35 protein-coding genes are annotated in these 25,501 nt (G+C 62.7%); 32 read left to right on the forward strand and 3 right to left on the reverse strand.

Translation table 11 applies throughout. The features are described from left to right. Nucleotides 1-32: 32 nt before the first annotated feature. The 32 genes from rplV to glmM all read left to right on the forward strand — a co-directional run bounded on the left by rplV (nt 33) and on the right by glmM (nt 22,885). Nucleotides 33-398, forward strand: a complete 366-nt coding sequence (rplV, locus tag JOF48_RS10650) for a 50S ribosomal protein L22 (RefSeq protein WP_209680516.1) — start codon at nt 33-35, stop codon at nt 396-398. Next, nucleotides 399-1,241 (forward strand): 30S ribosomal protein S3, encoded by an 843-nt coding sequence (gene rpsC, locus JOF48_RS10655; RefSeq protein ID WP_203312229.1) that lies wholly within the window; start codon nt 399-401, stop codon nt 1,239-1,241. Beyond that, nucleotides 1,242-1,658: a 50S ribosomal protein L16 gene (rplP, locus tag JOF48_RS10660; protein ID WP_038464683.1), complete on the forward strand. Its 417-nt coding sequence runs from the start codon at nt 1,242-1,244 to the stop codon at nt 1,656-1,658. A 2-nt stretch (nt 1,659-1,660) separates the two neighbouring features. Next, on the forward strand, nt 1,661-1,984 hold the full coding sequence (gene rpmC / locus JOF48_RS10665; RefSeq protein WP_203312230.1) for a 50S ribosomal protein L29: 324 nt from the start codon (nt 1,661-1,663) through the stop codon (nt 1,982-1,984). Further along, entirely contained in the window at nt 1,981-2,277 is a 297-nt protein-coding gene (rpsQ, locus tag JOF48_RS10670) for a 30S ribosomal protein S17 (RefSeq protein WP_209680517.1), read from the forward strand. Before rpmC ends, rpsQ begins: the two co-directional genes overlap by 4 nt. Before the next feature lie 443 nt (nt 2,278-2,720). Next, on the forward strand, nt 2,721-3,089 hold the full coding sequence (gene rplN, locus JOF48_RS10675; RefSeq protein ID WP_203312231.1) for a 50S ribosomal protein L14: 369 nt from the start codon (nt 2,721-2,723) through the stop codon (nt 3,087-3,089). Nucleotides 3,090-3,092: 3 nt separating this feature from the next. Continuing rightward, a complete protein-coding gene (gene rplX / locus JOF48_RS10680) occupies nt 3,093-3,455 on the forward strand; it encodes a 50S ribosomal protein L24 (protein ID WP_038464677.1) in 363 nt (120 codons plus the stop codon). Beyond that, nucleotides 3,452-4,036 (forward strand): 50S ribosomal protein L5, encoded by a 585-nt coding sequence (gene rplE / locus JOF48_RS10685; RefSeq protein WP_209680518.1) that lies wholly within the window; start codon nt 3,452-3,454, stop codon nt 4,034-4,036. The genes rplX and rplE overlap by 4 nt, the downstream gene beginning before the upstream one ends. Before the next feature lie 103 nt (nt 4,037-4,139). Next, complete coding sequence (gene rpsH / locus JOF48_RS10690; protein ID WP_209680519.1) at nt 4,140-4,538, forward strand: 30S ribosomal protein S8; 399 nt, start codon at nt 4,140-4,142, stop codon at nt 4,536-4,538. A 22-nt stretch (nt 4,539-4,560) separates the two neighbouring features. Continuing rightward, nucleotides 4,561-5,097, forward strand: coding sequence for a 50S ribosomal protein L6 (gene rplF, locus JOF48_RS10695; protein WP_209680520.1), 537 nt, complete (start codon nt 4,561-4,563; stop codon nt 5,095-5,097). Between the two features lie 2 nt (nt 5,098-5,099). Continuing rightward, entirely contained in the window at nt 5,100-5,471 is a 372-nt protein-coding gene (gene rplR / locus JOF48_RS10700) for a 50S ribosomal protein L18 (RefSeq protein WP_209680521.1), read from the forward strand. Between the two features lie 26 nt (nt 5,472-5,497). Continuing rightward, nucleotides 5,498-6,178, forward strand: a complete 681-nt coding sequence (gene rpsE, locus JOF48_RS10705) for a 30S ribosomal protein S5 (RefSeq protein ID WP_209680522.1) — start codon at nt 5,498-5,500, stop codon at nt 6,176-6,178. Further along, nucleotides 6,178-6,390, forward strand: coding sequence for a 50S ribosomal protein L30 (gene rpmD, locus JOF48_RS10710; protein WP_209680523.1), 213 nt, complete (start codon nt 6,178-6,180; stop codon nt 6,388-6,390). Before rpsE ends, rpmD begins: the two co-directional genes overlap by 1 nt. Before the next feature lies 1 nt (nt 6,391). Further along, entirely contained in the window at nt 6,392-6,871 is a 480-nt protein-coding gene (gene rplO / locus JOF48_RS10715) for a 50S ribosomal protein L15 (RefSeq protein WP_209680525.1), read from the forward strand. A 221-nt stretch (nt 6,872-7,092) separates the two neighbouring features. Then, the gene (gene secY / locus JOF48_RS10720; protein ID WP_209680527.1) at nt 7,093-8,418 is read left to right on the forward strand and encodes a preprotein translocase subunit SecY; all 1,326 of its coding nucleotides are present in this window, start codon (nt 7,093-7,095) and stop codon (nt 8,416-8,418) included. Next, entirely contained in the window at nt 8,415-8,993 is a 579-nt protein-coding gene (locus tag JOF48_RS10725) for an adenylate kinase (protein WP_245346491.1), read from the forward strand. Before secY ends, JOF48_RS10725 begins: the two co-directional genes overlap by 4 nt. Nucleotides 8,994-9,108: 115 nt before the next feature. Then, nucleotides 9,109-9,945 carry a type I methionyl aminopeptidase gene (gene map / locus JOF48_RS10730; protein ID WP_209680529.1) on the forward strand — a complete coding sequence of 279 codons (837 nt, stop codon included), beginning with the start codon at nt 9,109-9,111 and terminating at the stop codon, nt 9,943-9,945. A gap of 353 nt (nt 9,946-10,298) precedes the next feature. Then, a complete protein-coding gene (locus JOF48_RS10735) occupies nt 10,299-11,084 on the forward strand; it encodes a glycerophosphodiester phosphodiesterase (protein ID WP_209680531.1) in 786 nt (261 codons plus the stop codon). A 4-nt stretch (nt 11,085-11,088) separates the two neighbouring features. Then, a complete protein-coding gene (locus JOF48_RS10740) occupies nt 11,089-12,048 on the forward strand; it encodes a carbohydrate ABC transporter permease (RefSeq protein ID WP_209680533.1) in 960 nt (319 codons plus the stop codon). Then, complete coding sequence (locus JOF48_RS10745; RefSeq protein WP_425353714.1) at nt 12,048-12,962, forward strand: carbohydrate ABC transporter permease; 915 nt, start codon at nt 12,048-12,050, stop codon at nt 12,960-12,962. The genes JOF48_RS10740 and JOF48_RS10745 overlap by 1 nt, the downstream gene beginning before the upstream one ends. An 86-nt stretch (nt 12,963-13,048) precedes the next feature. Next, complete coding sequence (locus tag JOF48_RS10750) at nt 13,049-14,398, forward strand: ABC transporter substrate-binding protein (RefSeq protein ID WP_209680534.1); 1,350 nt, start codon at nt 13,049-13,051, stop codon at nt 14,396-14,398. Between the two features lie 160 nt (nt 14,399-14,558). After that, on the forward strand, nt 14,559-15,545 hold the full coding sequence (locus JOF48_RS10755) for a P1 family peptidase (protein WP_342591217.1): 987 nt from the start codon (nt 14,559-14,561) through the stop codon (nt 15,543-15,545). Between the two features lie 156 nt (nt 15,546-15,701). Further along, nucleotides 15,702-15,923 (forward strand): translation initiation factor IF-1, encoded by a 222-nt coding sequence (gene infA / locus JOF48_RS10760; RefSeq protein ID WP_009358723.1) that lies wholly within the window; start codon nt 15,702-15,704, stop codon nt 15,921-15,923. Between the two features lie 29 nt (nt 15,924-15,952). Further along, on the forward strand, nt 15,953-16,066 hold the full coding sequence (gene rpmJ / locus JOF48_RS10765) for a 50S ribosomal protein L36 (protein WP_011775570.1): 114 nt from the start codon (nt 15,953-15,955) through the stop codon (nt 16,064-16,066). A gap of 188 nt (nt 16,067-16,254) precedes the next feature. Beyond that, a complete protein-coding gene (gene rpsM, locus JOF48_RS10770) occupies nt 16,255-16,632 on the forward strand; it encodes a 30S ribosomal protein S13 (protein ID WP_038464651.1) in 378 nt (125 codons plus the stop codon). A gap of 46 nt (nt 16,633-16,678) precedes the next feature. Beyond that, nucleotides 16,679-17,080, forward strand: a complete 402-nt coding sequence (gene rpsK, locus JOF48_RS10775) for a 30S ribosomal protein S11 (RefSeq protein ID WP_038464649.1) — start codon at nt 16,679-16,681, stop codon at nt 17,078-17,080. 134 nt (nt 17,081-17,214) lie between these two features. Continuing rightward, complete coding sequence (locus tag JOF48_RS10780; protein ID WP_038464647.1) at nt 17,215-18,225, forward strand: DNA-directed RNA polymerase subunit alpha; 1,011 nt, start codon at nt 17,215-17,217, stop codon at nt 18,223-18,225. 84 nt (nt 18,226-18,309) lie between these two features. Then, nucleotides 18,310-18,825, forward strand: coding sequence for a 50S ribosomal protein L17 (gene rplQ / locus JOF48_RS10785; protein WP_209680539.1), 516 nt, complete (start codon nt 18,310-18,312; stop codon nt 18,823-18,825). A gap of 179 nt (nt 18,826-19,004) precedes the next feature. Continuing rightward, a complete protein-coding gene (gene truA, locus JOF48_RS10790; protein ID WP_209680541.1) occupies nt 19,005-19,913 on the forward strand; it encodes a tRNA pseudouridine(38-40) synthase TruA in 909 nt (302 codons plus the stop codon). Nucleotides 19,914-20,139: 226 nt separating this feature from the next. Further along, nucleotides 20,140-20,583 (forward strand): 50S ribosomal protein L13, encoded by a 444-nt coding sequence (gene rplM / locus JOF48_RS10795; RefSeq protein WP_209680544.1) that lies wholly within the window; start codon nt 20,140-20,142, stop codon nt 20,581-20,583. 37 nt (nt 20,584-20,620) lie between these two features. Beyond that, a complete protein-coding gene (gene rpsI / locus JOF48_RS10800) occupies nt 20,621-21,133 on the forward strand; it encodes a 30S ribosomal protein S9 (RefSeq protein ID WP_209680546.1) in 513 nt (170 codons plus the stop codon). 405 nt (nt 21,134-21,538) lie between these two features. After that, nucleotides 21,539-22,885 (forward strand): phosphoglucosamine mutase, encoded by a 1,347-nt coding sequence (gene glmM / locus JOF48_RS10805; protein WP_209680548.1) that lies wholly within the window; start codon nt 21,539-21,541, stop codon nt 22,883-22,885. An 89-nt stretch (nt 22,886-22,974) separates the two neighbouring features. Here the strand turns inward: glmM and mscL are convergent, their stop codons facing one another. From mscL to coaA, 3 genes are all read right to left on the reverse strand, one after another. After that, nucleotides 22,975-23,382, reverse strand: coding sequence for a large conductance mechanosensitive channel protein MscL (gene mscL / locus JOF48_RS10810; protein ID WP_209680550.1), 408 nt, complete (start codon nt 23,380-23,382; stop codon nt 22,975-22,977). 64 nt (nt 23,383-23,446) lie between these two features. After that, entirely contained in the window at nt 23,447-24,454 is a 1,008-nt protein-coding gene (locus tag JOF48_RS20030; protein ID WP_209680552.1) for a M15 family metallopeptidase, read from the reverse strand. Next, nucleotides 24,454-25,422 carry a type I pantothenate kinase gene (coaA, locus tag JOF48_RS10820; RefSeq protein ID WP_209680554.1) on the reverse strand — a complete coding sequence of 323 codons (969 nt, stop codon included), beginning with the start codon at nt 25,420-25,422 and terminating at the stop codon, nt 24,454-24,456. Before coaA ends, JOF48_RS20030 begins: the two co-directional genes overlap by 1 nt. Nucleotides 25,423-25,501: the final 79 nt, after the last annotated feature.

Consider the following 25,501-nt stretch of genomic DNA (forward strand, 5'->3'; position numbering starts at 1 on the left):
GACTTTACGGCTAAGACGAGAGAGAGATAGCAATGGAAGCCAAGGCAAGTGCGCGTCATCTGCGCGTAACGCCTATGAAGGCCCGGCGCGTCGTCAACCTGATTCGTGGCAAGCAGGCGAATGAGGCATTGGCGATTCTGAAGTTTGCCCCCCAGGGCGCTTCTGAGCCGGTATTCAAGGTAGTCCAGTCCGCAGTGGCTAACGCCCGCGTTCTGGCAGATCGCGACAGCATCGCGTTCAACGAAAATGATCTGTACATCAGCGAGATCTTCGTCGATGAAGGCCCCACCATGAAGCGGTTCCAGCCGCGGGCACAGGGCCGTGCATTCCAGATCAAGAAGCGCACCAGCCACGTCACCGTGGTTGTCGCTACACCCGAGAAAGAGGAGGTTCGCTAAGTGGGACAGAAAGTAAACCCGCACGGATTCCGTCTCGGGATCACCACGGATCACCGTTCACACTGGTTCGCGGACAGCAACAAGCCGGGCCAGCGTTACAAGGACTTCGTAAAAGAAGACATCCAGATCCGCGCACTCATGTCCACGGGCATGGACCGCGCCGGTATCTCCAAGGTTGAAATCGAGCGCACCCGCGACCGTGTTCGTGTGGACATCCACACGGCACGTCCGGGCATCGTGATCGGCCGCCGTGGAGCCGAAGCAGACCGCATCCGCGGCGAGCTCGAGAAGCTCACCGGCAAGCAGGTCCAGCTCAACATCCTGGAAGTCAAGAACCCGGAAGCTGATGCTCAGCTCGTTGCCCAGGGCATCGCCGAGCAGCTGACTTCACGTGTGGCATTCCGCCGCGCAATGAAGAAGGCCATGCAGTCCGCACAGCGCACCGGCAGCGTCAAGGGCATCCGTGTCGCTTGCGCCGGTCGCCTGGGTGGCGCTGAAATGTCGCGCACCGAGTTCTACCGTGAAGGTCGTGTGCCCCTGCACACCCTGCGCGCCAACATCGATTACGGCTTCTTCGAAGCCAAGACCGTGTTTGGCCGCATTGGTGTCAAGGTCTGGATCTACAAGGGCGATGTCACGAGCAAGGAACTGGCTGCCCAGGCAGCTGCTGCTCCTGCCCGTGGCCGTGGCCCGCGCCGTGACGGCGATGACCGCGGAAACCGCGGCCCTCGCGGTGGCGGACGTCGCAACGACCGCAACGAGCGCACCGAGGCAGCTGCCCCGGTTGAAGCTCCTGTAGCTGCAGAGGTTGCAGCTCCGGCAGTAGAAGGAGGAGAAGCGTAAATGCTTATCCCACGTCGAGTAAAGCACCGTAAGCAGCACCACCCCGGCCGCTCGGGCCAGGCAACGGGCGGCACCACGGTATCGTTCGGCGAGTGGGGCATTCAGGCCCTCTCCCCGGCATACGTGACCAACCGCCAGATCGAGTCCGCTCGTATCGCCATGACCCGTCACATCAAGCGTGGCGGTAAGGTGTGGATCAACATCTACCCTGACCGTCCCTTGACGAAGAAGCCGGCCGAAACCCGCATGGGTTCCGGTAAGGGTTCACCCGAGTGGTGGATCGCAAACGTCAAGCCGGGCCGTGTTCTCTTTGAACTCTCCGGTGTATCAGAAGAGGTAGCACGCGAGGCCCTGCGCCTGGCAATCCACAAGCTGCCGTTGAAAGCACGCATTGTGCGTCGCGAAGGTGGTGAGTAGAGATGTCAGTTGGTTCCAAGGAACTTGCCCCTGCACAGCTTGACGGGTTTGACAATGCACGTCTTGTTGAAGAACTCCGCAAGGCTAAGGAAGAACTGTTCAACCTGCGCTTCCAGTCGGCCACCGGCCAGCTGGAAAGCCACGGCCGTCTGCGCGTTGTAAAGCGCGACATCGCCCGCATCTACACGGTGCTGCGCGAACGCGAGCTGGGCATTCGCCCGGACGTGGTTGCCGCTGCACCCGTGGAGAAGGCCTCCAAGAAGGCTGACAAGGAAGCCAAGAAGGCCTCCAAGAAGGCTGAAACATCTGAGGAGGACGCCAAGTGAGCGATTCTGTAAACAACACCGAAACTGGCGCTGAGACGACAGTACGCAACGAGCGCAAGAAGCTCCGTGGCTACGTTGTCTCCGACAAGATGGACAAGACCATCGTTGTTGAGGTTGAAGACCGCGTAAAGCACGCTCTTTACGGCAAGGTCCTGCGCCGCAACAAGAAGTACAAGGCTCACGATGAAGAGAACAGCGCCGGCATCGGCGACCTGGTCATCATCTCCGAGACCCGCCCGCTCTCCGCAACCAAGCGCTTCCGCCTGGTTGAGATCGTTGAGAAGGCCAAGTAAGCATTCCCGCCCCACGGCTGGACTTGTGAACTGAAGCGTTGGGCCCGTTGCCACTTGTGGCGGCGGGCCCAACTGCTTTTAAGCACGACGGCGGAGCCCGGCAATAGTGGGCGAGGTAACGCCCGCGGCGGGCCGGCAGCGCTCGGCGGGGCCACGCCGTCGTGCTAAGATTATTTATTGCTGCGCTTTTTCTGTGCCACCAAACGGTTGGCTGCAGTGGGTGCGCAATTACCTCGTAAATGCTTCGTGCCACTACAAACTGCCGTCTGGCGCGTGATTCTTCACGCAATGGGCCGGAACGGAAAGTGCAGTTGGCATGAAATGTTTAGGCGCGTTGTGGCAAAATCCAGGCGCGTCGAGAGACATCCCGAACAATACGTTCCGCAAGGCTTGTCCACAGATGGCTTGTGTCCAAGAACCGGCGCGACGAACAGGAGATACTAGTGATTCAGCAGGAGTCGCGGCTTAAGGTCGCCGACAACACGGGTGCCAAGGAAATCTTGACCATCCGCGTTCTCGGTGGATCCGGGCGCCGCTACGCAGGCATTGGCGACACCATTGTCGCAACCGTCAAGGATGCTATTCCCGGCGGTAACGTAAAGAAGGGTGACGTCGTCAAGGCTGTCATCGTTCGCACCAAGAAGGAACGCCGTCGTCCGGACGGTTCCTACATCAAGTTCGATGAGAATGCAGCTGTCATTCTCAAGGCTGACGGGGACCCCCGCGGTACCCGTATCTTCGGCCCGGTTGGACGTGAACTTCGCGACAAGAAGTTCATGAAGATCATCTCGTTGGCTCCGGAGGTGCTGTAACTTATGGCAAAGATCAAGAAGGGTGACCTGGTTCAGGTCATCACAGGCGCCAAGGCTGAGCGTGGCGGCGACCGTGGCAAGCAGGGCAAGGTCCTGAAGGTGTACACCGAAACCAACCGCGTGTTGGTTGAGGGCGTAAACCGCGTCACCAAGCACACCAAGGCCGGCCAGACCGATCGTGGCACCAACACCGGTGGCATCGAGATCGTCGAGGCCCCGATTCACATCTCCAACGTTGCTGTAGTGGACCCGTCCACGAAGAAGCCGACCCGTGTTGGCTACCGCATCGAAACCGTTGAGCGCGATGGCCGCGAGCGTCAAGTACGCATCCGCGTTGCCAAGACCTCGGGGAAGGACCTGCCATGAGCGCCGTAGTTGCAGAGAACACACCGAAGATCACACCCCGCCTGAAGACCCGCTACGCAGCGGAAATCAAGGCTACCCTGATCGAGGAGTTCAAGTACGCAAACGTCAACCAGGTTCCGCGCCTGGTGAAGGTTGTTGTCAACATGGGTGTTGGAGATGCCGCAAAGGACTCCAAGCTCATTGACGGCGCCGTTCGCGACCTCACCGCCATCACCGGCCAGAAGCCCCAGGTTTCCAAGGCCCGCAAGTCGATCGCACAGTTCAAGCTGCGCGAAGGCATGCCGATCGGCTGCCACGCAACCTTGCGCGGCGACCGCATGTGGGAATTCGTGGACCGCTTGGTCACCCTCGCACTGCCCCGTATCCGCGACTTCCGCGGCCTGAGCGGCAAGCAGTTCGACGGCAACGGCAACTACACCTTCGGTCTGACCGAGCAGGTTATGTTCCACGAGATCGACCAGGATTCCATTGACCGCCCCCGCGGCATGGACATCACCGTCGTGACCACCGCCAAGACAGATGACGAAGGCCGCGCGCTGCTCAAGGCGCTTGGCTTCCCGTTCAAATCCGAAGATAAATAATCTACGTAAAAGGTCCGTTCTGCGGAGCCTGCACACTGGAAGTTGATTCCATGCTGCCGGCAGTCCGCGAAGGAAACCGTTACGAGGAAGGGCAAGCGCCCAAATGACAATGACAGATCCTGTCGCAGACATGCTTACGCGTCTGCGCAACGCAAACTCGGCACACCACGACACCGTGTCCATGCCGTTCAGCAAGCTCAAGGGCCACGTCGCCGACATCCTCAAGGCAGAGGGCTACATCTCCGCCTGGAAGGTTGAAGACGCCGAGGTTGGCAAGAAGCTGACCATCGACTTGAAGTACGGCCCCAGCCGCGAGCGTTCAATCGCCGGCCTGCGCCGCATCTCCAAGCCCGGACTGCGCGTTTACGCAAAGTCCACCAACCTGCCCAGCGTTCTGGGTGGGCTGGGTGTCGCCATCCTGTCGACGTCTTCCGGTCTGCTGACCGACCGCCAGGCTGCCAAGAAGGGCGTGGGTGGGGAAGTCCTCGCCTACGTCTGGTAGCAGAGAGAGAAGGGAAAGAACTATGTCACGTATTGGACGTCTCCCCATCTCCGTGCCTGCCGGCGTCGAGGTCAAGGTTGAAGACAACCTGGTTTCCGTCAAGGGCCCGAAGGGAACGCTGCAGCACACTGTTGCCAGCCCCATCACGGTAGCTCTCGAAGAGAACACCATCACCGTTAGCCGCCCCAACGATGAGCGCGAATCACGCTCACTCCACGGTCTGACCCGCACCCTCATTGACAACCTGATCATCGGTGTCACTGCGGGCTACGAGAAGAAGCTGGAAATCGTTGGAACCGGTTACCGCGTAGTTGCCAAGGGCTCCAGCCTTGAGTTCGCTCTCGGCTTCAGCCACCCGGTAGTCATCGAGGCTCCCGAAGGCATCACACTGGCAGTTGAGAGCCCCACAAAGCTCTCCGTGTCAGGCATTGACAAGCAGCAGGTGGGCGAAGTTGCTGCCAACATCCGCAAGCTGCGCAAGTCCGACCCGTACAAGGGTAAGGGCGTACGCTACGCCGGCGAAATCATCCGCCGCAAGGTCGGAAAGGCTGGTAAGTAACCATGGCACTGTCCGTAAGAGGAAAGTCCAAGGCCGCAGCACGCGGCCGTCGTCACCTGCGTGTGCGCAAGCGCATCAGCGGAACCACTGTGCGTCCGCGCCTGGTGGTCAACCGTTCGGCACGCCACGTATTCGTGCAGGTCATTGATGACACCCAGGGCCTGACCCTGGTGTCGGCATCAACCCTGGAAGCCGACCTGCGCGCATTTGACGGTGACAAGACCGCCAAGGCCAAGCGCGTTGGCGAGCTCGTTGCAGAGCGCGCCAAGGCTGCAGGCATTGAAGCTGTTGTCTTCGACCGTGGCGGCAACCGCTACCACGGCCGTGTCGCAGCCATTGCCGACGGCGCACGTGAAGGCGGTCTGGCACTGTGACCGAAAACATCAACAAGGAGAACACTGTGTCAGAAGCAACTGCAGCTGACGGTGCAGCCGCGAAGACTGAGACTGCTGCAGGCGCCGACAGCGCCCGTGGCCGTGGCGGTCGCGACGGTGCTCGTGGAGGCCGCGAAGGCGGTCGCGACGGCGGCCGTGGCCGTGGTCGCGACGGTGGACGCGAGGCTGAGAAGAGCCAGTTCATCGAGCGCGTAGTCAACATCAACCGTGTTGCCAAGGTTGTCAAGGGTGGTCGTCGCTTCAGCTTCACTGCGCTCGTCATCGTTGGTGACGGCAACGGCATGGTTGGCGTCGGCTACGGCAAGGCAAAGGAAGTTCCTGCCGCAATCGCCAAGGGTGTTGAAGAAGCCAAGAAGTCCTTCTTCCGCGTCCCCATGATTGGCAAGACCATTCCGCACCGCGTGCAGGGCGAGGCCGCTGCCGGCGTCGTCATGCTCCGTCCGGCTGCTGCTGGTACCGGTGTTATTGCCGGTGGCCCGGTTCGCGCCATCCTGGAATGCGTTGGCATCCACGACGTTCTGTCGAAGTCACTGGGTTCCTCCAACGCCATCAACATTGTTCACGCAACTGTTGCTGCCTTGAAGGGCCTGGAAGACCCCAAGGCTGTCGCGGCACGCCGCGGCCTGCCTTTGGATGAAGTTGCTCCGGCCGTCCTGTTGCGCAACATGCAGAAGGCAGGTCTGTAATGACTACACCGAAGAACATTCAGCCTTCTGACAAGAAGCTGGAAATCACGCAGATCAAGGGCATCATCGGTGCCAAGCAGAACCAGAAGGACTGCCTTCGTTCACTCGGCCTCAAGCACATCGGCGACTCTGTTGTCCGTACGGCTGATGCAGTGACCGCCGGCATGATCAACACGGTTTCGCACCTGGTCAAGGTCGAGGAGGCGAAGTAAAGTGGCTGAAAAGAACACTGCCGAAACTGCTGAGAAGCAGAATGCACTGAAGGTCCACCACCTGCGTCCCGCACCGGGTGCCAAGACGGCTAAAACCCGTGTTGGCCGTGGTGAGGCATCCAAGGGTAAGACCGCCGGTCGCGGTACCAAGGGAACCAAGGCACGCTACCAGGTAAAGGCTGGCTTTGCCGGCGGCCAGCTGCCGCTGCACATGCGCCTGCCCAAGCTGCGCGGCTTCAAGAACCCGTTCCGCGTCGAGTTCCAGGTTGTCAACCTGGACCGCATCAACGAACTGTTCCCCGAAGGTGGCGCTGTCACCGTTGAGGCACTCGTTGAGAAGGGCGCCGTTCGCAAGAACCAGCCCGTGAAGGTGCTCGGCACCGGCGACATCACCGTCAAGGTTGATGTTGCTGCCGACGCATTCTCCACAAGCGCAGTAGAGAAGATCACTGCTGCAGGTGGCACCACCACCGAACTGTAAAAAGTTCATAAATGCGCACATCTAGCGACTAGACTCTTGGTGGGCGGAGCTCATGTTCCGCTCACCAGGGGTCTTTCGTTTTATGTGCACGGGTCCGTATCCACCCGCTCATTTGTTGTGGCCGTCCGTCACAGTTTCAATGAGAGTGAGATCACCCATTAGACTCTGTCCTTGGGCTTCACTACGAAAGCCACTCCAATTACTACACTTCAGGAGGACGCTTGCTTTCCGCATTTGGCCGCGCCTTTCGCACGCCTGATCTGCGACGCAAGTTGTTGTTCACGCTGGGAATTATCGCCATCTTCCGCATGGGTGCCTTCATCCCATCGCCCGGTATTGATTACCGCAACGTTCAACAGTGTGTGAATGCTGCCGACACCAGTCAGGGCATCTACCAGCTTGTCAACTTGTTCAGCGGCGGCGCCTTGCTGCAGGTTTCCATCTTTGCGCTGGGAATCATGCCGTACATCACCGCGAGCATCATCGTCCAGCTGCTGCGTGTAGTCATTCCCCGCTTCCAGGAACTGCACCTCGAAGGTGCCCAGGGTCAGGGCCAGCTCACGCAATACACGCGCTACCTGACCATCGCCCTCGGCCTGCTCAACGCCACCACGCTGGTGACGCTGGCCCGTTCCGGGCAGCTCTTCGCCGGCTGTGGCGCCGCAGGCACCCCCGGCGCGCTGATCCCCAATGACAACCTGGTCACGATCCTGCTGCTCATCATCACCTTGACGGCCGGTTCCGGCCTGATCATGTGGATGGGCGAGCTTGTCACCGAAAAGGGTGTCGGCAACGGCATGTCCCTGCTGATCTTCGTTGCCATTGCAGCACAGTTCCCCACCTCCCTGGGCGCCATCCTGAAGACCCAGGGCTGGGGCACCTTCCTGATCGTCATGGTGGTCGGCCTGCTGGTTGTGGCACTCGTGGTGTTCGTTGAGCAGTCGCAGCGACGCATCCCCGTGCAGTATGCCAAGCGCATGGTCGGACGCCGCACCATGGGCGGCACCAGCACCTACATCCCCATCAAGGTCAACATGGCCGGCGTTATCCCGGTCATCTTTGCTTCCTCCATGCTTTACCTCCCGGCACTTATCGCCCAGTTCGCCACTCCGGCCAACGGAGCGGATGTGCCGCTGTGGATCGAATGGATCAACAACTACCTCACACGCGGCGATCACCCGATCTACATGCTGCTCTACTTCCTGTTGACCATTGGATTCACGTACTTCTACGTTGCGATCACCTTCAACCCTGAAGAAGTCTCCGACAACATGAAGAAGTACGGCGGGTTCATTCCCGGCATCCGTGCCGGGCGGCCCACGCAGGATTACCTGCAGTACGTCATTTCCCGCATCACGCTCCCGGGCTCCATGTACCTGGGTATCGTCGCCCTGATTCCGCTGATCGCCTTGGTGATGGTGGGTGCCAACCAGAACTTCCCGTTCGGCGGCACCTCGATCCTGATTGTGGTTGGCGTTGGCTTGGAGACGGTCAAGCAAATTGATGCACAACTCCAGCAGCGTCACTACGAAGGGCTATTGCGATGACAAGAATGCTGATCATTGGACCCCCCGGGTCAGGCAAAGGAACACAGGCGGAACGCATCACGGCAGATCTGGGCATCGTAGCCATCTCCACCGGCGATATTTTCCGTGCCAACGTCAAGGGTGAAACGCCCCTTGGCCTCGAGGCCAAGAAGTACATTGACAAGGGCGATTTCGTGCCGGATAGCGTCACCAACAACATGGTGCGCGCCCGCCTGGCCGAGAGCGACGTCGCGGACGGTTTCCTGCTTGACGGCTACCCGCGCACCTCTCCCCAGGTGGACGAGCTTGACGACATCCTGGCCTCGGCCGGCGTCGAACTCGACATTGTGGTCCAGCTGACGGCCGACGACGAGGAGCTCGTCAAGCGCCTGCTGGGCCGCGCCCTGGAAACCGGGCGCACGGATGACACCGAAGAGGTCATCCGCCACCGCCTGGACCTCTACCGGGAACAGACCGAGGTTGTGGTGGCCCGCTATGCGGAGCGCGGCATCCTGGCCAAGGTTGACGGACTCGGCGAGATGGACGATGTGACCGCCAGGGTCATGGACGCCATCAACAAGCGCAAGGCAGCCTAGCCTCCAACCGGGCATTCAAGCAGGCGGGCCCACAGGTGCCGCCGCTTGTGAAGGAGGGCTCCTTCCCGCACCATGGGGAGGGGCCCTCAATTATTTTTAGGGAAAGGATTCTTTCATGGCATTCGGCCAGCAAAGAATTGAATACAAGACCATCGACCAGATGCGCATCATGCGCCGCAGCGGACTCATCCTCGATGCCGCACTGAAGAAGACGGTGGCCGCAGTAGCCCCCGGCGTCACCACTGGCGACCTCGACGCCATCTTCGCCGCCGAGCTGAAGAAGGCCGGCGCCACCTCCAACTTCCTGGGCTACCACGGCTTCCCGGCCACCATCTGCACCTCGGTCAACGAGGAGGTCGTCCACGGCATCCCGGGCAAGCGCGTCCTGGAGGCGGGCGACCTGATCTCCATCGACGGCGGTGCCATCGTTGAAGGCTGGCACTCCGACTCCGCCCGCAGCGTGATCGTGGGCGGCCCCGCCGACGAGGACCCCGCCGACCGCCGCCTTTCCGACATCACGGAGGAGGCCATGTGGCGCGGCATTGCCGCCATGGCCTCCGCCAAGTACGTGGGCGACATCGGCGACGCCATCGACGAGTACGTCACCTCGCAGCCCGGGAAGGAACTGGGCATCCTGGAGGACTACGTGGGGCACGGCATCGGTTCGGCCATGCACATGCCGCCGGATGTGCTCAACTACTCATCCAAGCACCGTGGCCCCAAGCTCAAGCCCGGCATGTGCCTTGCCCTGGAGCCCATGCTGGTCCGCGGCGGCCTGGAAACGGTCACCCTGGAGGACGACTGGACAGTTGTCACCACCGACAAGGCCCGTGCCGCGCACTGGGAGCACTCGGTCGCCGTCCATGCCAAGGGCATTTGGGTGCTCACCGCGGACGACGGCGGTGCGGAGCGGCTTGCGCCGTGGGGCGTCACCCCGGTGCCGCTGGACTAGGATCCCGCACAACCCGCGCCACCCTGGCCGACCCGCCAGTGGCCTTGTAGGCCCGCAGCAGCGGCTGTGGAAACGACATGCTTTTTGCGTTTCCACAGCTGTTGCAGCGGGCCTTTTTTGTGTTCGCGGCCTTTCGGCAGCGGCCAGCCGGGAGACATCCGGGACGCGGCCACCACCCTTGGTGTGGCCTGCTGCACAGGGGCGGAAACAGCCTTCGGCGGGAGTTTGCCTGGGGTACACCCAGAGGCCACGCATAGGGCAGATAGCCTCCGTAGCTTGGTGGTTGAAGGCGAGGGCCGGATCGTGAAGAACCGGCGGTGCCTGTAGACAACTGCCACAAGGAGTGCCGGAACATGAAACTATTTGCCCACCGGGGCGTCTCAGCCCACCTGCCGGAGAACACCATGGCTGCGTTCGCGCGGGCCGTTGAACTCGGCGTCGCAGGCATTGAACTGGATGTCCAGCTCTCGGGGGACAACGTGCCGGTCGTCATCCACGACGACAGCGTGGACCGCACCACCAACGGCACCGGCGCAACGGACGAATTCACCGCGCACCAGCTGGGACTGCTGGATGCAGGATCCGGCGAAGGCGTGCCCACGCTCGCGCAGGTGCTGGGCCTGGCCGCCGGCAAGCTGCGCGTCAACATTGAACTCAAGGACGGGCAGGCAGTGGGCCCCGTCGCCGCTGTCGTGGCCGACATTCCGGGGCTCGACTGGTTTGCCTCCTCAGCCGACTGGAACGCCTTGGCGCAAATGGTCCGGCAGGTGCCGGGCGCAAAGGTCTACCCGCTGTGTGTCGGCACCTTTGACAAGTTCCGGGCTGTGCTCTCCGACGGCGTGGACGGCGAGGACTTCGCCAGCCGCGACCTGCAGGCGGCGGTTGACTTTGCCGTGAGGCACGGGGGAGAGGGCGTGTCCGTCTGGGAGGCCGGACTGGATGCGGCCGACGTGGCGGCCATTCATGACGCCGGCCTGCAGGCATGGGTGTGGACGGTCAACGACTCAACCCGGGCCGCCGAGCTGCTGGCTCTGGGCGTGGACGGGATCTGCACGGACGACCCCGAACTGCTCCGGGGCGCCTCCGGTGCGGGCCGGGCCGGGATTCCTGACGGCGCCTTGGCCGGCGTGGGCGGTTAGGCCCATGCCGCAACTGGCTCACGCTGCCGTCCCCGTGGCGAGGACAGCACCCGCAGCACCCTCCGGGCACCCACCGGCCGGGCGCAGGCGCCGCGTGCCGTGGAAATCATGGCTGCTGTTCCTGCTCTTTGCCGGACCCAACGTGGTCCTGCTCCTCGTTTTCACCTACAAGCCTCTTGTGCAGTCACTGCAATATTCACTGCTGCAGTGGAACATCGGCTCCGCCACCGCGCGTTTCGTGGGGCTCGAGAACTATGCCAGCTGGCTTGCCGACCCCGCCACAGCCAACGTGGTGCGGGTGACCCTCGTGTTTACCCTCGCCACGGTGGCCGGCGGCATGGTCCTGGGCCTGTCCCTGGCACTGCTGCTGAACCGGAAGCTTCGCGGCACCGGCGCCGCCCGCACCGTGGTCGTCGCCCCCTACGTCCTGTCGGGAGTCGCCGTCGGCCTGCTCTGGCTCTTCGTTTTTGACCCGAACTTTGGCGTGATCGGTGCGCTCCTGAAGTTGGTGGGGGTCAAGTCCCCGGACTGGTACAACGATCCGGCCTGGGCGCTGCCCATGATCATCATCGTGTACCTGTGGAAAAACGTGGGTTATGTGGCGCTGATCTACCTCGCGGCGCTGCAGGCTGTACCCAGGGACCTGACCGAGGCGGCGACCCTGGACGGCGCCGGGCCGTTCGCATCCTTCCGCCACGTGGTGCTGCCGCTCCTGGGGCCCACCACCTTCTTCCTGTCCGTCACCACCCTGCTGAGCTCGCTGCAGTCCTTTGACATCATCCAGGCGATGACCCGGGGCGGGCCGTTGGAGGGAACCACCACCATGATGTACCAGATATACCAGGAAGGCTTTGCCACCGGCCGGGCAGGGTACTCCTCCGCCATTGCAACAATCCTCTTCCTGGTCCTGCTGGTGGTCACCGCCGTGCAGATGCTGTTCATCCAAAAGAAGGTCCACTACTGATGAGCCTCGACGCCAAAAAACTCAGTCCCGTCAAGGTGGCGGAAATGCCGCCGTGGCCCGGCGGTGCGGCCGGCGGCACGCCGCAGGAACCTGCAAGGCGCAGGATACAGGCCGGCGGCTACCTGATGATGCTGGCGGCCGTGGCCGTCATGGTCCTGCCGTTGGTGTGGATGATGCTGGCCAGCTTCAAGGAACGCGACGAAATCTACACCGTCCCCATCCAGTGGCTGCCGGAATCCTTTGACCTGTCCAACTATGCCGCCGCCCTGGCGGCGGTGCCATTCGGCAACTTTTTCATCAATTCCCTCATCACCACCCTGGTCGGGGCCACACTGAAGATCGCGCTCGGGCTGACCACCGCCTACGCCGTCGTGTTCCTGGAGTTCCCCTTCAAGAACCTCATCTTCGGGCTGGTGGTGTTCGCGCTGCTGGTGCCGCAGCAGATTGTCATCATCCCCAACTACACGCTCGTCTCCGACCTGGGCTGGATCAACACCTACCAGGGGCTCATCCTGCCGGGGCTCGCCAGCGCCTTTGGCACCTTCCTGTTCCGCCAGCATTTCCTCACACTGCCGGTTTCCGTCCTCGAGGCGGCGGCGCTGGACGGCGCGAGCCACTGGACCCGGCTCTGGCGGTTTGTTGTGCCCATCTCGGCGCCCACCATTGCCGCCGTGGCCCTGGTCTCCATCGTCTCCGAATGGAATGAGTACCTCTGGCCGCTGCTGGTGGTGGACAGGGCGGAGATGATGACCCTGCCGGTGGGGCTGACCCTGCTGCAGAACAACGACGGCGTCACCAACTGGGGCGTCCTGATGGCCGGCACCGTATTGATCACCGTGCCTGTGCTGCTCGTCTTCTTCCTGCTGCAGCGCAGGATCGTCTCCGGGCTCACCTCCGGCGCCGTCACCGGCTGATCCCCACCACGTCAACAACCCAGTCCCACAAGTCCCCAGCAACCTCCGCCTGCCGCCGTGCAGGCACAAACAACCAGGAGTGAACCATGAATGCCTCACCTTTTGCCACCATGAACCGCCGGCAGCTGCTCCAGCTCGCAGCCCTCCTTGGCGGGGCCGGTGCGCTGGCCGCCTGCGGGGGGCCCGCCGTCGGCGGTGCCGGCGGGGCCGCAAGCGATGCAGCCACCGACTGGGCGGCAGTGACCCCGGCCCAGGAGATCACCTGGTGGTCCAACCACCCCGGCACCTCCAAGGACATCGAGTCGGAGATCATCAAGCGATTCACCGCAGAGACCGGCATCAAGGTCAACCTCGTCACTGCAGGCGCCAACTACGATGAAGTCGCACAGAAGTTCCAGGCCGCCTCCGGTTCCAGCAACGTCCCGGACCTGGTCATCGCCAGTGATGTCTGGTGGTTCCGCTACATGATCAACGGCCAGATCCTGCCGCTGGACCAGCTGGCGAAGCACCTGGAATTTGGCACCGACGACTTCAACACCACCCTCTACAACGACTATGGGTTCGCCGACTCGCACTGGGCCGTCCCCTACGCGCGCTCGACCCCGCTGTTCTACTACAACCGTGCCGTGTGGGAAAAGGCCGGACTGCCCGACCGTGCACCGAAGACCTGGGCGGAGTTTGACGAGTGGGCACCCAAGATCGCGTCCGCAGGGGAGGTCATGCCGCTCGGCCTGGGCAAGGGCACGTCCTGGACGGCATGGTGGTTCTGCAACATGCTGTGGGGCGCCGGCGGCGCCTACTCCAGTGACTGGACCATGACGCTGGACACCCCCGAAGCGCTTGCCGCCGCCAACTACCTGCAAACCATCATCTACGACAACAAGACGGCGGCCGTCACCTCCAACGACCATGTGGCTGATTTTGGTGCGGGACTCACAGGCTGCACGATTGCCTCGACAGGCTCACTGACCGGCATCCTTGGCGCCGCGAAGTTTGAGGTGGGCACCGGCTTCCTGCCCGAAGGCGTCAAGGGCCCCGCCTGCCCGACGGGTGGCACCGGCCTGGCCATTCCGGCCGGCAAGTCACCCGAGCAGCAGCTGGCGGCGGGCATGTTCCTGAAGTTCCTCACGAATGCCGAGAACACGGCCTACTTCTCCTCCAACACCGGATACATGCCGGTGCGGACCTCCGCAGTTGAAGGCGAAACCATGCAGGCCGTCTACGCAAAGATGCCCCAGTTCCGCACGGCCGTGGACCAGCTGGCCGGCACACGGGTGCAGGACTGGGGACGGGTGTTTGTGCCCAACGGCGACAAGGACCTGACCACGGCGCTGGAAAAGATCATGCTGCAGCAAGGGGACCCGGCCGAGGCCTTCGCCACCGCATCGGCCTCCATCACCAAGTCGTACGAGGAAAACGTGAAGCCCTACCTGTAGGCCACTGCCCCGATATGACGCCCGCGGCGGCGCCCGTGAAGTCCCAACGGAAGGGGTTCACGGGTGCTTCCGCGGGCCGCCTGCGTTCAGGCGCAGTTTTGACCTGGTTGGGGAGACAATGGTTGGGAACCACACGTCAAGCGGCGAAGGAGCCCACACCGTGCCAGACAAGCAGGCAGCACCGAACGGGAGCCCGTCCGGTTCCATCACAGATGTCCCAGGGATCCGCGTGGGACAGGCCCAGCGGCGCACCGGCGGCTGGCTGAGCGGGGTCAGCGTGGTCCTGCCTCCGCCGGGCACGGTCGGATCCGTGGACGTGCGCGGCGGCGGTCCCGGCACACACGAGACCGACGCCCTGGACCCGACCACCATGGTGCCAACGGTGGACGCCGTCGCGCTGACGGGCGGCAGCGCCTACGGCCTCGCCGCGGCCGGGGGAGTGCAGCGCTGGTGCGAGGAGAACGGTCGCGGATTCGCGGTGCCGGGCGGGGTGGTGCCCATTGTTCCGGCCGCGGCCATCTTTGACCTGGGACGGGGCGGGGACTTTTCGGCCCGGCCCACCGCCGACATGGGTTATGAAGCGGCACTTGATGCCGCCGGCTCGGCGGAAGGGGCCGCCGTCGAGCGTGGAAATGCCGGTGCCGGTACGGGCGCAGCGATAGGTGCCGGCCAGTTCAAGGGCGGGTTGGGCAGTGCCTCGGTGCGGCTGTCGGGTGACAATGCCCATATTGTGGTCGGTGCGCTGGCGGTGGTCAATGCGGCCGGGGTGCCATGGACTCCGGGCGCGCCGGCGGCCATGCCGGGGGAGGGGCTGAACACGACCCTGGCCGTGGTGGCCACCAATGCGGTGCTCACCGTGGCCGAGGCCAAGCGCACCGCCACCGCAGCCCATGCGGGGATGGCCCGGGCCCTGAATCCCGTGCACACACTGGCCGACGGCGACACCATCTTCACGCTGGCGACATGCGCGGATGAGCTGGTGCCCCACCCGGTGGTGCCGGTAGCGTCGCTGATCGAACTGCAAAGTGCGGCAGCCGAGGCGGTCAGGCTGGCCATCCTCGACGGTGTGGCCGCGGCGCAGGCGGTGGAAACGCCGTCGGGCATCCTCCCGGTGTTCCCGTCGGCGGGGGCGCAGGGGCCAATTTAACATATTTGCCCATTTGCATTAGAGTAGGTTGTTGGTTGTCTATGCCTGCCCAATTGCGGCGCGCAGCAGACGAACAACAATCAGTAGTAAATCCAATGCCGAACCGCGACTGCCACGATGGCGGCCAGCGTCGGCGCAACAAAGTTAGCGGAGGATATGGCCAAGAAAGACGGGGTCATTGAGATCGAGGGCGTTGTGACGGAAGCGCTGCCCAACGCGATGTTTCGTGTTGAGCTGACGAACAAGCACATCGTTCTTGCCCATATCTCAGGAAAAATGCGCCAGCACTACATTCGTATCCTTCCTGAGGACCGAGTTGTGGTGGAGCTGAGCCCGTACGACCTTACCCGTGGTCGTATCGTCTACCGCTACAAGTAACCACAACTGCAATCACGCAAAGGAATGCCATGAAGGTCAAGCCGAGCGTCAAGCAGATCTGCGATAAGTGCAAGGTGATTCGCCGTAACGGTCGAGTCATGGTGATCTGCGAGAACCCGCGCCACAAGCAGCGCCAGGGCTAATTTCTCCCTCTGGAGAAAACCCGGGCTGTTGCTCACGCAAGTAAATTAATAAGGCAGCACAAGTTGGACGAAGGCGGAAGCGATTCCGCAACCGGACAATGGACCCCTGGTCGGAGGCCAGGGCCGCATTCACAAAATGTGCGGGTGTACTGTCTACGACCTCCGGTTTACACAAGGAGCAGCCAAATATGGCACGTCTCGCTGGCGTAGACCTTCCCCGCGAAAAGCGGCTGGAAGTAGCGCTTACATACATCTACGGCGTGGGCAAGACCCGTGCAAAGAAGGTCTTGGCAGACACGGGTATCTCCCCGGACGTCCGCGTTAAGGACCTTTCTGACGCTGAACTCGTTCAGTTGCGTGACAACATCGAGGGTAACTACAAGGTTGAGGGTGACCTTCGCCGCGAAGTAGCAGCTGATATCCGCCGCAAGGTTGAAATCGGCAGCTACCAGGGTATCCGCCACCGCCGCGGCATGCCCGTGCACGGCCAGCGCACGAAGACCAACGCACGCACCCGCAAGGGTCCGAAGCGTACCGTCGCAGGCAAGAAGAAGGCCGGCCGCTAGAAATAGCGTGTGCCGACCCCTTATCAAACTTTCGTAGGAGAATAAAATGCCCCCAAAGACTCGTGGAGCGGTTCGTAAGCCGCGTCGCAAGGATAAAAAGAATATTGCGCTGGGCCAGGCGCACATCAAGAGCACCTTCAACAACACCATCGTGTCCATCACGGACCCGAACGGTGCAGTCATCTCATGGGCATCTGCCGGTGAAGTTGGCTTCAAGGGCTCGCGCAAGTCGACTCCGTACGCTGCTCAGATGGCTGCTGAGGCAGCTGCCAAGCGCGCACAGGAGCACGGGCTGCGCAAGGTTGACGTTTTCGTGAAGGGTCCGGGCTCGGGCCGCGAAACGGCAATCCGTTCGCTGCAGGCTGCTGGTCTTGAGGTTGGCTCCATCTCGGATGTCACCCCCAGCGCCCACAACGGCTGCCGTCCGCCCAAGCGCCGTCGCGTCTAACAAGACTTGAGTGCAGCAGAATTGGCCTTCACCGCAAGGTGGAGGCCAATTCCGCCGCCACTAGTACTTGTCAGTCGTCATTTCCACTACCTGTGTTGCGTCATATAGCGGATGCTCGCTGAAAGGAAAACCCAGTGCTCATTGCACAGCGCCCCACCCTATCTGAAGAAGTAGTTTCCGAGAATCGCTCACGGTTTGTTATCGAACCGCTGGAGCCGGGCTTCGGTTACACCCTGGGAAATTCCCTGCGTCGGACCCTGCTGTCCTCCATCCCTGGCGCTGCTGTCACCAGCATCCGCCTCGATGGCGTCCTGCATGAGTTCACCACGGTTCCCGGTGTCAAGGAAGATGTCACTGAGATCATCCTGAACATCAAGGGACTGTCCGTGTCATCGGAGCATGACGAGCCTGTCGTCGCCTACCTGCGCAAGCAGGGTCCCGGCGTTGTCACGGCCGCCGACATCGCTCCTCCGGCCGGTGTGGAATTCCACAACCCTGACATGCACATTGCCACGCTGAACTCGAAGGGCAAGTTCGAACTCGAGCTGACCATCGAGCGCGGCCGCGGCTACGTTTCAGCAGCCCAGAACAAGAACGTTGACCAGGAGATCGGCCGCATTCCGGTTGACTCCATCTACTCTCCCGTTCTGAAGGTGACCTTCCGCGTGGAGGCAACCCGTGTTGAACAGCGCACTGACTTTGACAAGCTGATCGTCGATGTAGAGACAAAGCAGGCCATCTCCCCGCGGGATGCCATTGCCTCTGCCGGCACCACGCTGGTTGAACTGTTCGGATTGGCCCGCGAGCTCAACACCGCGGCTGAAGGCATTGAGATTGGCCCGTCCCCGACGGATGCAGCTCTTGCCGCAGACATGGCCCTGCCGATCGAGGACCTGGACCTGACGGTTCGTTCCTACAACTGCCTCAAGCGTGAGGGCATCCACTCCGTGGGTGAACTCGTTGCTCGCTCCGAGGCTGACCTGATGGACATTCGCAACTTCGGTGCAAAGTCCATCGACGAGGTAAAGGCAAAGCTGGTTGAGCTCGGTCTGTCCCTGAAGGATTCCCCTCCAGGATTTGACCTGGCCGCCCGTGCCGCAGCCCTTGATGAGAACGACGACGCATTTGGCGACGACGAACTCTAAGTTCGAACAACAAATTTTTTAGCCGGCCCGGCGGGCACAGTTAATGTGCCCGTTCGGTGCGGCTGACACTTGAGGAGAAACACCATGCCTACACCCGCCAAGGGTCCCCGCCTCGGAGGCGGAGCGGCTCACGAGCGCCTGATGCTCGCGAACCTGTCCGCTTCGCTCTTTGAGCACAAGCGGATCACCACCACCCTGACCAAGGCAAAGCGCCTGAGCCCCTACGCAGAGCGACTGGTAACTTTCGCAAAGCGTGGCGACCTGGCCTCACGCCGCCGCGTCCTCGGCCTGATCAGCGACAAGGGCATTGTCCATGAGCTGTTCACCGACATCGCCAAGGCTGTGGAGAACCGCGAAGGCGGCTACACCCGCATCACCAAGATCGGCAACCGCAAGGGCGACAACGCCCCCATGGCTGTCATCGAGCTTGTTCTGGAACCGGTCAGCCCCAAGCAGGCCGTCGTGAAGGAAGCAACCGCTGCCGCCGCCAAGGCTGCCCCGGTTGAAGAAGCTCCGGTTGAGGAAGTTGTCGAGACCGAGGTTGTGGCTGAAGAAGCCGCTGCCGAGGTTGAAGAAGCTGCCGCTGAAGAAGCCAAGTAAGGCCTAAGCCTCGCGCTTTGACTTACAGCAAGAGGCCCGCCGCCCCGCATGGGGAGGCGGGCCTTTCGCTTGCCCGGATCCGGTGCCTTCATCGGGGCTCTGCCACATCCCATGATCGCGTTGGCCCGGTACCTGAATCCGCTCCGGCGGGCCGCACGACACACCCATAGAATTGAGCCATGCAGACACCCCACCTCTCCCCGGAAGAACGCGGCCTGGTGCGCATCCGCCTGGACATTGCCTACGACGGCGGTCCGTTCAGCGGGTGGGCCGTGCAGCCCGGGCGCCGCACCGTCCAGGGTGAGCTGGAAGCGGCACTGGCGCTCATCCTGCGCCGGCAGGCCCGCCTCACCGTTGCCGGCCGCACCGATGCGGGGGTGCACGCCCGCGGGCAGGTTGCCCATCTTGACCTCACACGGGAGGAGTGGGACGGGATCAGCCGGGGACACGCCGTCGAGCCTTCCCTTGCCCTCCATCGGCGCATCAACGGGGCCCTGGGCCGGATCCTGGGGGATCTCACCGGTGCCGTGCAGGTCCAGGCCGTGGCTGCGGCGCCCGAGGGGTTCGACGCCCGGTTCTCGGCCCTGTGGCGCCGCTACAGCTACCTGATTGCCGACGGTTCCACCCGCCGCGACCCGCTGGCCCGGGCACAGACGCTCTGGTTCAACCACGACCTGGACGTGGCGGCGATGAATGCCGGGGCTGCGGAACTGCTGGGCTTGGGCGATTTCAAGGCCTTCGCGAAGCCGCGGGAGGGGTCCACCACGATCCGCACGCTGCAGCGCTTTGATTTCACCCGGCAGGACGACGGTGTGATCAAGCTCAACATCAAGGCGGACGCCTTTTGCCACAACATGGTGCGTGCCTTGACGGGCGCGGCGCTGCGGGTGGGCCGCGGCGTGGAGGGACCGCACTGGATGCGCGAACGGCAGCTGGCTGGCGTTCGCGACGCAAAATCCGTGCTGGCAAGCGCACATCCGCTGGTTTTCGAGGAAGTCCGCTACCCGGATGCGGCCGGCCTCCATGAACGAGCCGCCCTCACCAGGGCTCGCCGGGTGGCTGCAGATACCCCCGGAACCCCGCTTTGACCGGAGGGGATTATTAAAGGTATCGTTGATAGTCGTTGTGCGTGTCCTATCTCGATACCACGCGCCCGTTACAGGTCCGGTTGCAGGACTACCACTGAGCGGGCGTTATCGGGAAGTGTATGGATGACTGGTGTTAGAGCCCTCACCTCTGTTCCGGTAAACGCATAGATAGCAGGTGTCAACCATCTGTGACACCACCTAAGAACAAGAAACGAAGGCAAAAACCGTGCGTACGTATACCCCGAAGCCCGGCGATATCGACCGTCAGTGGCACATCATTGATGCCAACGACGTTGTCTTGGGCCGTCTTGCCAGCCAGACCGCAACACTGCTGCGTGGAAAGCACAAGCCGACCTTCGCTCCCCATATGGACATGGGCGATTTCGTCATCATCATCAACGCCGAGAAGGTTGCCCTGACCGGCGCCAAGCTCGAGCAGAAGCGCGCTTACCGCCACTCGGGTTTCCCGGGCGGCCTGTCAAGCGTCAACTATGCAGAACTGCTGGAAAAGAACCCGGTTCGCGCCGTGGAGAAGGCCGTTGCCGGCATGCTCCCCAAGACCAAGCTGGGCAACGCCCAGATCAGCAAGCTGAAGGTCTACCGCGGTTCCGAGCACCCTCACGCAGCTCAGCAGCCCAAGACTTTCGAAATTACCCAGGTCGCCCAGTAGTCCTGGCCACCGCCTAAATCATTAACCAAGGAGAATCGTGGCTCAGAACACTGAAGAGCTGAACACCGAGGCCGTTGTGGCCGAGGAAGAAGTTTTGACCAGCTACACCAGCGAAAGCTCAGCTGCAGAAGCAGCTCCCAAGAAGGAGCGCCCGGCACTGACCGTTTCCGGCGCTGCTGTTGGCCGCCGCAAGCAGGCAATTGCCCGCGTTCGCGTCGTCCCCGGCACCGGCAAGTGGGTCGTCAACGGCCGCGAGCTGTCCGACTACTTCCCGAACAAGCTCCACCAGCAGGAAGTCAACGACCCGTTCACCGTCCTCGACCTCGAGGGCGCTTACGACGTCATTGCACGCATCCACGGTGGCGGCCCCTCCGGCCAGGCTGGCGCACTGCGTCTCGGCGTTGCTCGTTCCTTGAACGAAATCGACGTTGAGAACAACCGCCCCACGCTGAAGAAGGCAGGCTTCCTGACTCGTGACGCACGCGTCATCGAGCGCAAGAAGGCGGGTCTGAAGAAGGCTCGCAAGGCTTCGCAGTACTCGAAGCGTTAATTTCAACGCTTTCACAGGAATCCCCGGTTCGCTTTTGCGAACCGGGGATTTTTTGTGCCCTCTTCCGTCTCCGACGCTCTCGCACCAATGGTCGGGTTTTCCCGGACGCCAGCCCACCATTGGCCGGTTTTTCATGGGTCCTGTCGCACCACCCAACGTGAACGTCTGTTGAGATGGGGTGGAGCGCAGCCAGGTGCGACAGGGGCCAGCCGGAAGCGGTCATTGCTGCGACGGCGTTGGCTGGAAAGCGGTCATTGCTGCGATGGGATCGGCTGGAAAGCGTTTCTTGCTGCGACAGGGTCGGGGGGGGGGGGGGGGGGTGAATAGCGTGCAGGAGGGGCCCTGTGGGGCAATGCATGACCCCTGCGGGCGGTTTTCCCGGGTAGATGATTTAGACTGAACGGGATGTCAAGATTATTTGGAACAGATGGTGTCCGTGGTTTGGCCAATGGCCTGCTGACGGCTGAGCTGGCGTTGTCGCTGGCCCAGGCCGCTGCAGTGGTTCTTGGGCATGATCAGATGAGTGAAGGCAAGCGGCCCCGCGCCGTAATTGCCCGCGACCCCCGTGCGAGCGGTGAATTTATTGGCGCCGCCGTGGAGGCGGGACTGGCAAGTGCCGGAGTGGATGTCTACGACGCGGGCGTCCTGCCGACGCCTGCCGCGGCATTCCTGATCGCGGATCTCGGTGCAGACTTTGGCGTGATGATCTCCGCCTCCCACAACCCGGCGCCGGACAACGGGATTAAGTTCTTCGCCCGCGGCGGCACCAAGCTGCCCGACGAGGTTGAGGACGCCATCGAGGCGCAGCTCGAGCGGGCAGCGTTCCGCCCCGTGGGCGTTGACGTCGGCCGCATCCAGCGCTTTGCCGACGCCGAGGACCGTTACGTCCTCCACCTGCTGGGGACGCTGCCGCACCGCCTGGACGGGCTCAAGATCGTCCTGGACTGCGCCCACGGTGCAGCCAGCGGGTGCTCACCGCAGGTGTTCACGGATGCCGGTGCAGAGGTCACGGTGATCGGTGCCAACCCGGACGGCCTGAACATCAACGACGGCGTGGGATCCACCCACCTGGAACTGCTGCAGGAGACCGTCCTCTCCACAGGGGCGGACCTCGGCATTGCCCACGACGGTGACGCCGACCGCTGCCTGGCCGTGGACCACGAAGGCAACATCATTGACGGCGACCAGATCATGGCCGTGCTGGCCCTGGCACAGAAGGCAGCCGGCGAGCTCAAGGACGACGTGCTGGTGGCGACCGTCATGAGCAACCTCGGCCTGAAGATCGCCTTGCGTGAGGCCGGCATCACCATCCGGGAAACGGGGGTCGGCGACCGTTACGTGCTGGAGGAAATGCGGCGCGGGGACTACACCCTGGGCGGCGAACAATCCGGCCACGTCATCTTCTCCAAGTACGCCACCACCGGTGACGGCCTGCTGACCGGCCTGCAGCTGGCAGCCCAGGTCGCCAAGACCGGCAAGCCGCTGAAGGAACTGGCCAAGGCCATGACCAAGCTGCCGCAGGTCATGATCAACGTGAAGAACGTTGACAAGAACCGCGCTTCCTCCGTCCCCGCCATCAACGCCGCCGTCGCGAAGGCAGAGGCGGAACTGGGTGACACCGGGAGGGTCCTCCTGCGACCGTCCGGCACCGAGGCGCTGGTGCGGGTCATGGTTGAGGCCGGCGACACCGAGACCGCTGAGCGCATCTGCAACGACCTCGTGAGCGTGGTACGCGCAGAACTGTCGCTGTAGCCGCACTCCGAGAACAACGGCGCACGGCACGTGCCATGAAGAAGGCGGCCTCCCCGGTGGGGAGGCCGCCTTCTTCATGTAGTTTGGTGCTAGTGTTGGCCGCCCGTGGGCTGTGCCTTGAGCGCATCGCGGATTTCGGTCAGCAGCTCAATCTGGGGATCCACTGCGGGTTCTTCTTCCTTGATGCCCAGCTTGGCGTTGCGGCGGGCGATGATGTGGTTCATGGGAACCACCACCACAAAGTAGATGGCAGCGGCAACCAGGATGAAATTCACGAGCACGGTGAGGAACATGCCAAACTTGACGTCCACACCGTTGATGCTGAGGACAGCAAAGCTGTCAAAGTTGGGCGAGCCAACCAGTGCTGCAATAAGCGGCATCAGTATGTTTTCCACGAACGAGTTCACAACTGCCCCGAAAGCGGCACCGATGACGACGGCCACGGCAAGGTCTACGACGTTGCCCTTCATGATGAAATCTCTAAATCCCTTTAGCATGCACCCAAAGTACCGCACTCAGGTCGTTCATAGTGGATTTGGGCTCATCTTCTCGCTGAAGTTCTTAATAGTCAGGGGCGCCGGAGATGTCCAAAAATTCCTCATAGCTGTGATACCCCCGAACAGCCATCTCCTTCGCCACGGCAGGTCCCACGAAGCGAAGGTGCCACGGCTCGGGCAGGTATCCGGTCATGGGCTCCTGGCCGGGCTGGTACCTGACAATGTATCCGTAGTCGGCGCCATGTTCCGCCACCCACTGTGCAGCCGCTGTGTCGGCAAAACATGAGTTAAAGTCGCAGGCCGTGCCCGCGTTGGCATCCCCGATGTCCACGGCGAGGCCGCTTTGGTGCTCCGAGTAGCCGGGCCGTGCCGAGGTGGTATCCGCCGCGGCCACGCCCTTGGTGGCCACATAGCCGTTGTAGACGCTGAACTGGGTGTCGTAGGAACGGTAGCTGCTCTTGAGCGAGATGGACACGCCCTCGGCGGCTGCATCGGTGAACATGCGCTCCAGCTCGGCTGCTGCTTCGGCCCGCAGCAGCATGGGTTCAGCCGATCCGGACTGCACAGCCGGGGTCACAAGGTCAGACGGGGCAAAGTCCGCCGGGACCAGCGGCCGCTGCTTGTTCACCAAGACCAAGGGGCTGGCCGCGTTGCCGATGTCCAATAAGGCAGGGTCGCCAACCCCGGTGGTTCCGGCAGCTGCCAGGCCCTGGATGGCGGAGTCGGCGCCTGCGCCCGCCACGGGCTGCGCCGAGGTTGCAGCTGCGGCAGTGGGTGTGGCGTCTGGCTGCGCAGGGGAGGCAGATGCGGTTGCGGGGGCAGGGGCGCCGCTGCCTGCTGTGGGAGTGGCGGGAGGCTGGACGGAAGCGCTGGCAGCGTTCGTCGTCGTCCACTCCTCAAAAAACGTGGTCCAGGGGTCTGCCTTCACCGGTGCAAAGTTCAATGCGGCGCTGAACACCAGCGCGGCACCGGCCAGCGACACGATGACCCCGCCGGGGCGGGGCCATGACAGGACCTGAAACAGGCCGGAGGCAGTGGAGGGGCGGGGCCGGTGCCTTCTTGGGGCGGGCACTAGACCTTCCTCAGCAGCATCCGGCGGATGGAGTGGTCCGCATCCTTGGTCAGCACCAGCTGGGCGCGGCCGCGGGTTGGCAGGACATTTTGCAGGAGGTTGGGCTCGTTGATGTTTTTCCAGATCCGGGAGGCCGTGGCGGTGGCCTCCACATCGGAGAGGTCGGCGTAGCGGCGGAAGTAGGAGTCGGGGTCCGAGAATGCGCCAGAGCGCAGGGAGCGGAAGCGCTCGATGTACCACTGCTCGATATTGCTGGTTTTCGCGTCGACGTAGATGGAGAAGTCGAAGAAGTCGCTGACAGCCAGACCGGAGCGGCCGTCGGTGCGGGGGCGTGCGGCGGCCAGCACGTTCAGGCCCTCGACGATGAGCACGTCGGGGCGGCGCACGACGACTTCCTTGTCGGGCAGGATGTCGTACGTCAGGTGGGAGTACATGGGGGCGCGGACTTCCTCGGCACCGCTCTTAACCGCGCTGACAAAGCGAAGCAGGGCGCGGCGGTTGTAGGACTCGGGGAAGCCCTTGCGGCCCATGAGCCCCCGGCGTTCCAGTTCCGCATTGGGATAGAGGAAGCCGTCGGTGGTGACGAGCTCAACGTTGGGTGTGTCCGGCCAGCGGCGCAGCATCTCCCGGAGCACGCGGGCCGTTGTGGACTTGCCCACGGCCACGGAGCCAGCCACGCCGATGACGAAGGGGGTGCGCGAGCCGCGCTCGCCCAGGAACGTGGTGGTGGCGCTGTGCAGGTGGCCCGCGGCGGCGACATAAAGGTTCAGCAGCCTTGACAGGGGAAGGTAGACGTCGTGAATTTCACGCATGTTGAGTTGGTCACCCAGGCCACGGAGCCGCTGGACGTCATCTTCGTTGAGTGGCTGTTCAATCTTGTTGGCCAGCCTGGACCATGTTTGCCGGTCCAGTTCCACGAAGGGGGAGGTGCTGGCGCCGTTGCCGGACTCGATTCTTTGCGCTGTCACACCTGCAATTCTGCCTTGTTTGGTGTGGAGAGCGAAACGAGGGCGTTTCAGGCTGCGGTGTTTTCTGACACTTTCTCAC

The organism is Arthrobacter stackebrandtii, from assembly GCF_017876675.1.
GTDB classification, from domain to species: Bacteria; Actinomycetota; Actinomycetes; order Actinomycetales; family Micrococcaceae; genus Specibacter; species Specibacter stackebrandtii.

Coding starts and splice junctions, on each gene's coding strand:
- JOF48_RS10750 (WP_209680534.1), top strand. CDS start 13,049: ATGAATGCCTCACCTTTTGCCACCATGAACCGCCGGCAGCTGCTCCAG.
- rpmC (WP_203312230.1), top strand. CDS start 1,661: ATGTCAGTTGGTTCCAAGGAACTTGCCCCTGCACAGCTTGACGGGTTT.
- JOF48_RS10745 (WP_425353714.1), top strand. CDS start 12,048: ATGAGCCTCGACGCCAAAAAACTCAGTCCCGTCAAGGTGGCGGAAATG.
- rplR (WP_209680521.1), top strand. CDS start 5,100: ATGGCACTGTCCGTAAGAGGAAAGTCCAAGGCCGCAGCACGCGGCCGT.
- map (WP_209680529.1), top strand. CDS start 9,109: ATGGCATTCGGCCAGCAAAGAATTGAATACAAGACCATCGACCAGATG.
- JOF48_RS10740 (WP_209680533.1), top strand. CDS start 11,089: ATGCCGCAACTGGCTCACGCTGCCGTCCCCGTGGCGAGGACAGCACCC.
- infA (WP_009358723.1), top strand. CDS start 15,702: ATGGCCAAGAAAGACGGGGTCATTGAGATCGAGGGCGTTGTGACGGAA.
- rpsH (WP_209680519.1), top strand. CDS start 4,140: ATGACAATGACAGATCCTGTCGCAGACATGCTTACGCGTCTGCGCAAC.
- JOF48_RS10735 (WP_209680531.1), top strand. CDS start 10,299: ATGAAACTATTTGCCCACCGGGGCGTCTCAGCCCACCTGCCGGAGAAC.
- rpmJ (WP_011775570.1), top strand. CDS start 15,953: ATGAAGGTCAAGCCGAGCGTCAAGCAGATCTGCGATAAGTGCAAGGTG.
- rplP (WP_038464683.1), top strand. CDS start 1,242: ATGCTTATCCCACGTCGAGTAAAGCACCGTAAGCAGCACCACCCCGGC.
- rplV (WP_209680516.1), top strand. CDS start 33: ATGGAAGCCAAGGCAAGTGCGCGTCATCTGCGCGTAACGCCTATGAAG.
- rpmD (WP_209680523.1), top strand. CDS start 6,178: ATGACTACACCGAAGAACATTCAGCCTTCTGACAAGAAGCTGGAAATC.
- rpsK (WP_038464649.1), top strand. CDS start 16,679: ATGCCCCCAAAGACTCGTGGAGCGGTTCGTAAGCCGCGTCGCAAGGAT.
- JOF48_RS10725 (WP_245346491.1), top strand. CDS start 8,415: ATGACAAGAATGCTGATCATTGGACCCCCCGGGTCAGGCAAAGGAACA.
- rplE (WP_209680518.1), top strand. CDS start 3,452: ATGAGCGCCGTAGTTGCAGAGAACACACCGAAGATCACACCCCGCCTG.
- mscL (WP_209680550.1), bottom strand. CDS start 23,382: ATGCTAAAGGGATTTAGAGATTTCATCATGAAGGGCAACGTCGTAGAC.
- rplX (WP_038464677.1), top strand. CDS start 3,093: ATGGCAAAGATCAAGAAGGGTGACCTGGTTCAGGTCATCACAGGCGCC.
- truA (WP_209680541.1), top strand. CDS start 19,005: ATGCAGACACCCCACCTCTCCCCGGAAGAACGCGGCCTGGTGCGCATC.
- rpsM (WP_038464651.1), top strand. CDS start 16,255: ATGGCACGTCTCGCTGGCGTAGACCTTCCCCGCGAAAAGCGGCTGGAA.
- rplQ (WP_209680539.1), top strand. CDS start 18,310: ATGCCTACACCCGCCAAGGGTCCCCGCCTCGGAGGCGGAGCGGCTCAC.
- rplF (WP_209680520.1), top strand. CDS start 4,561: ATGTCACGTATTGGACGTCTCCCCATCTCCGTGCCTGCCGGCGTCGAG.
- glmM (WP_209680548.1), top strand. CDS start 21,539: ATGTCAAGATTATTTGGAACAGATGGTGTCCGTGGTTTGGCCAATGGC.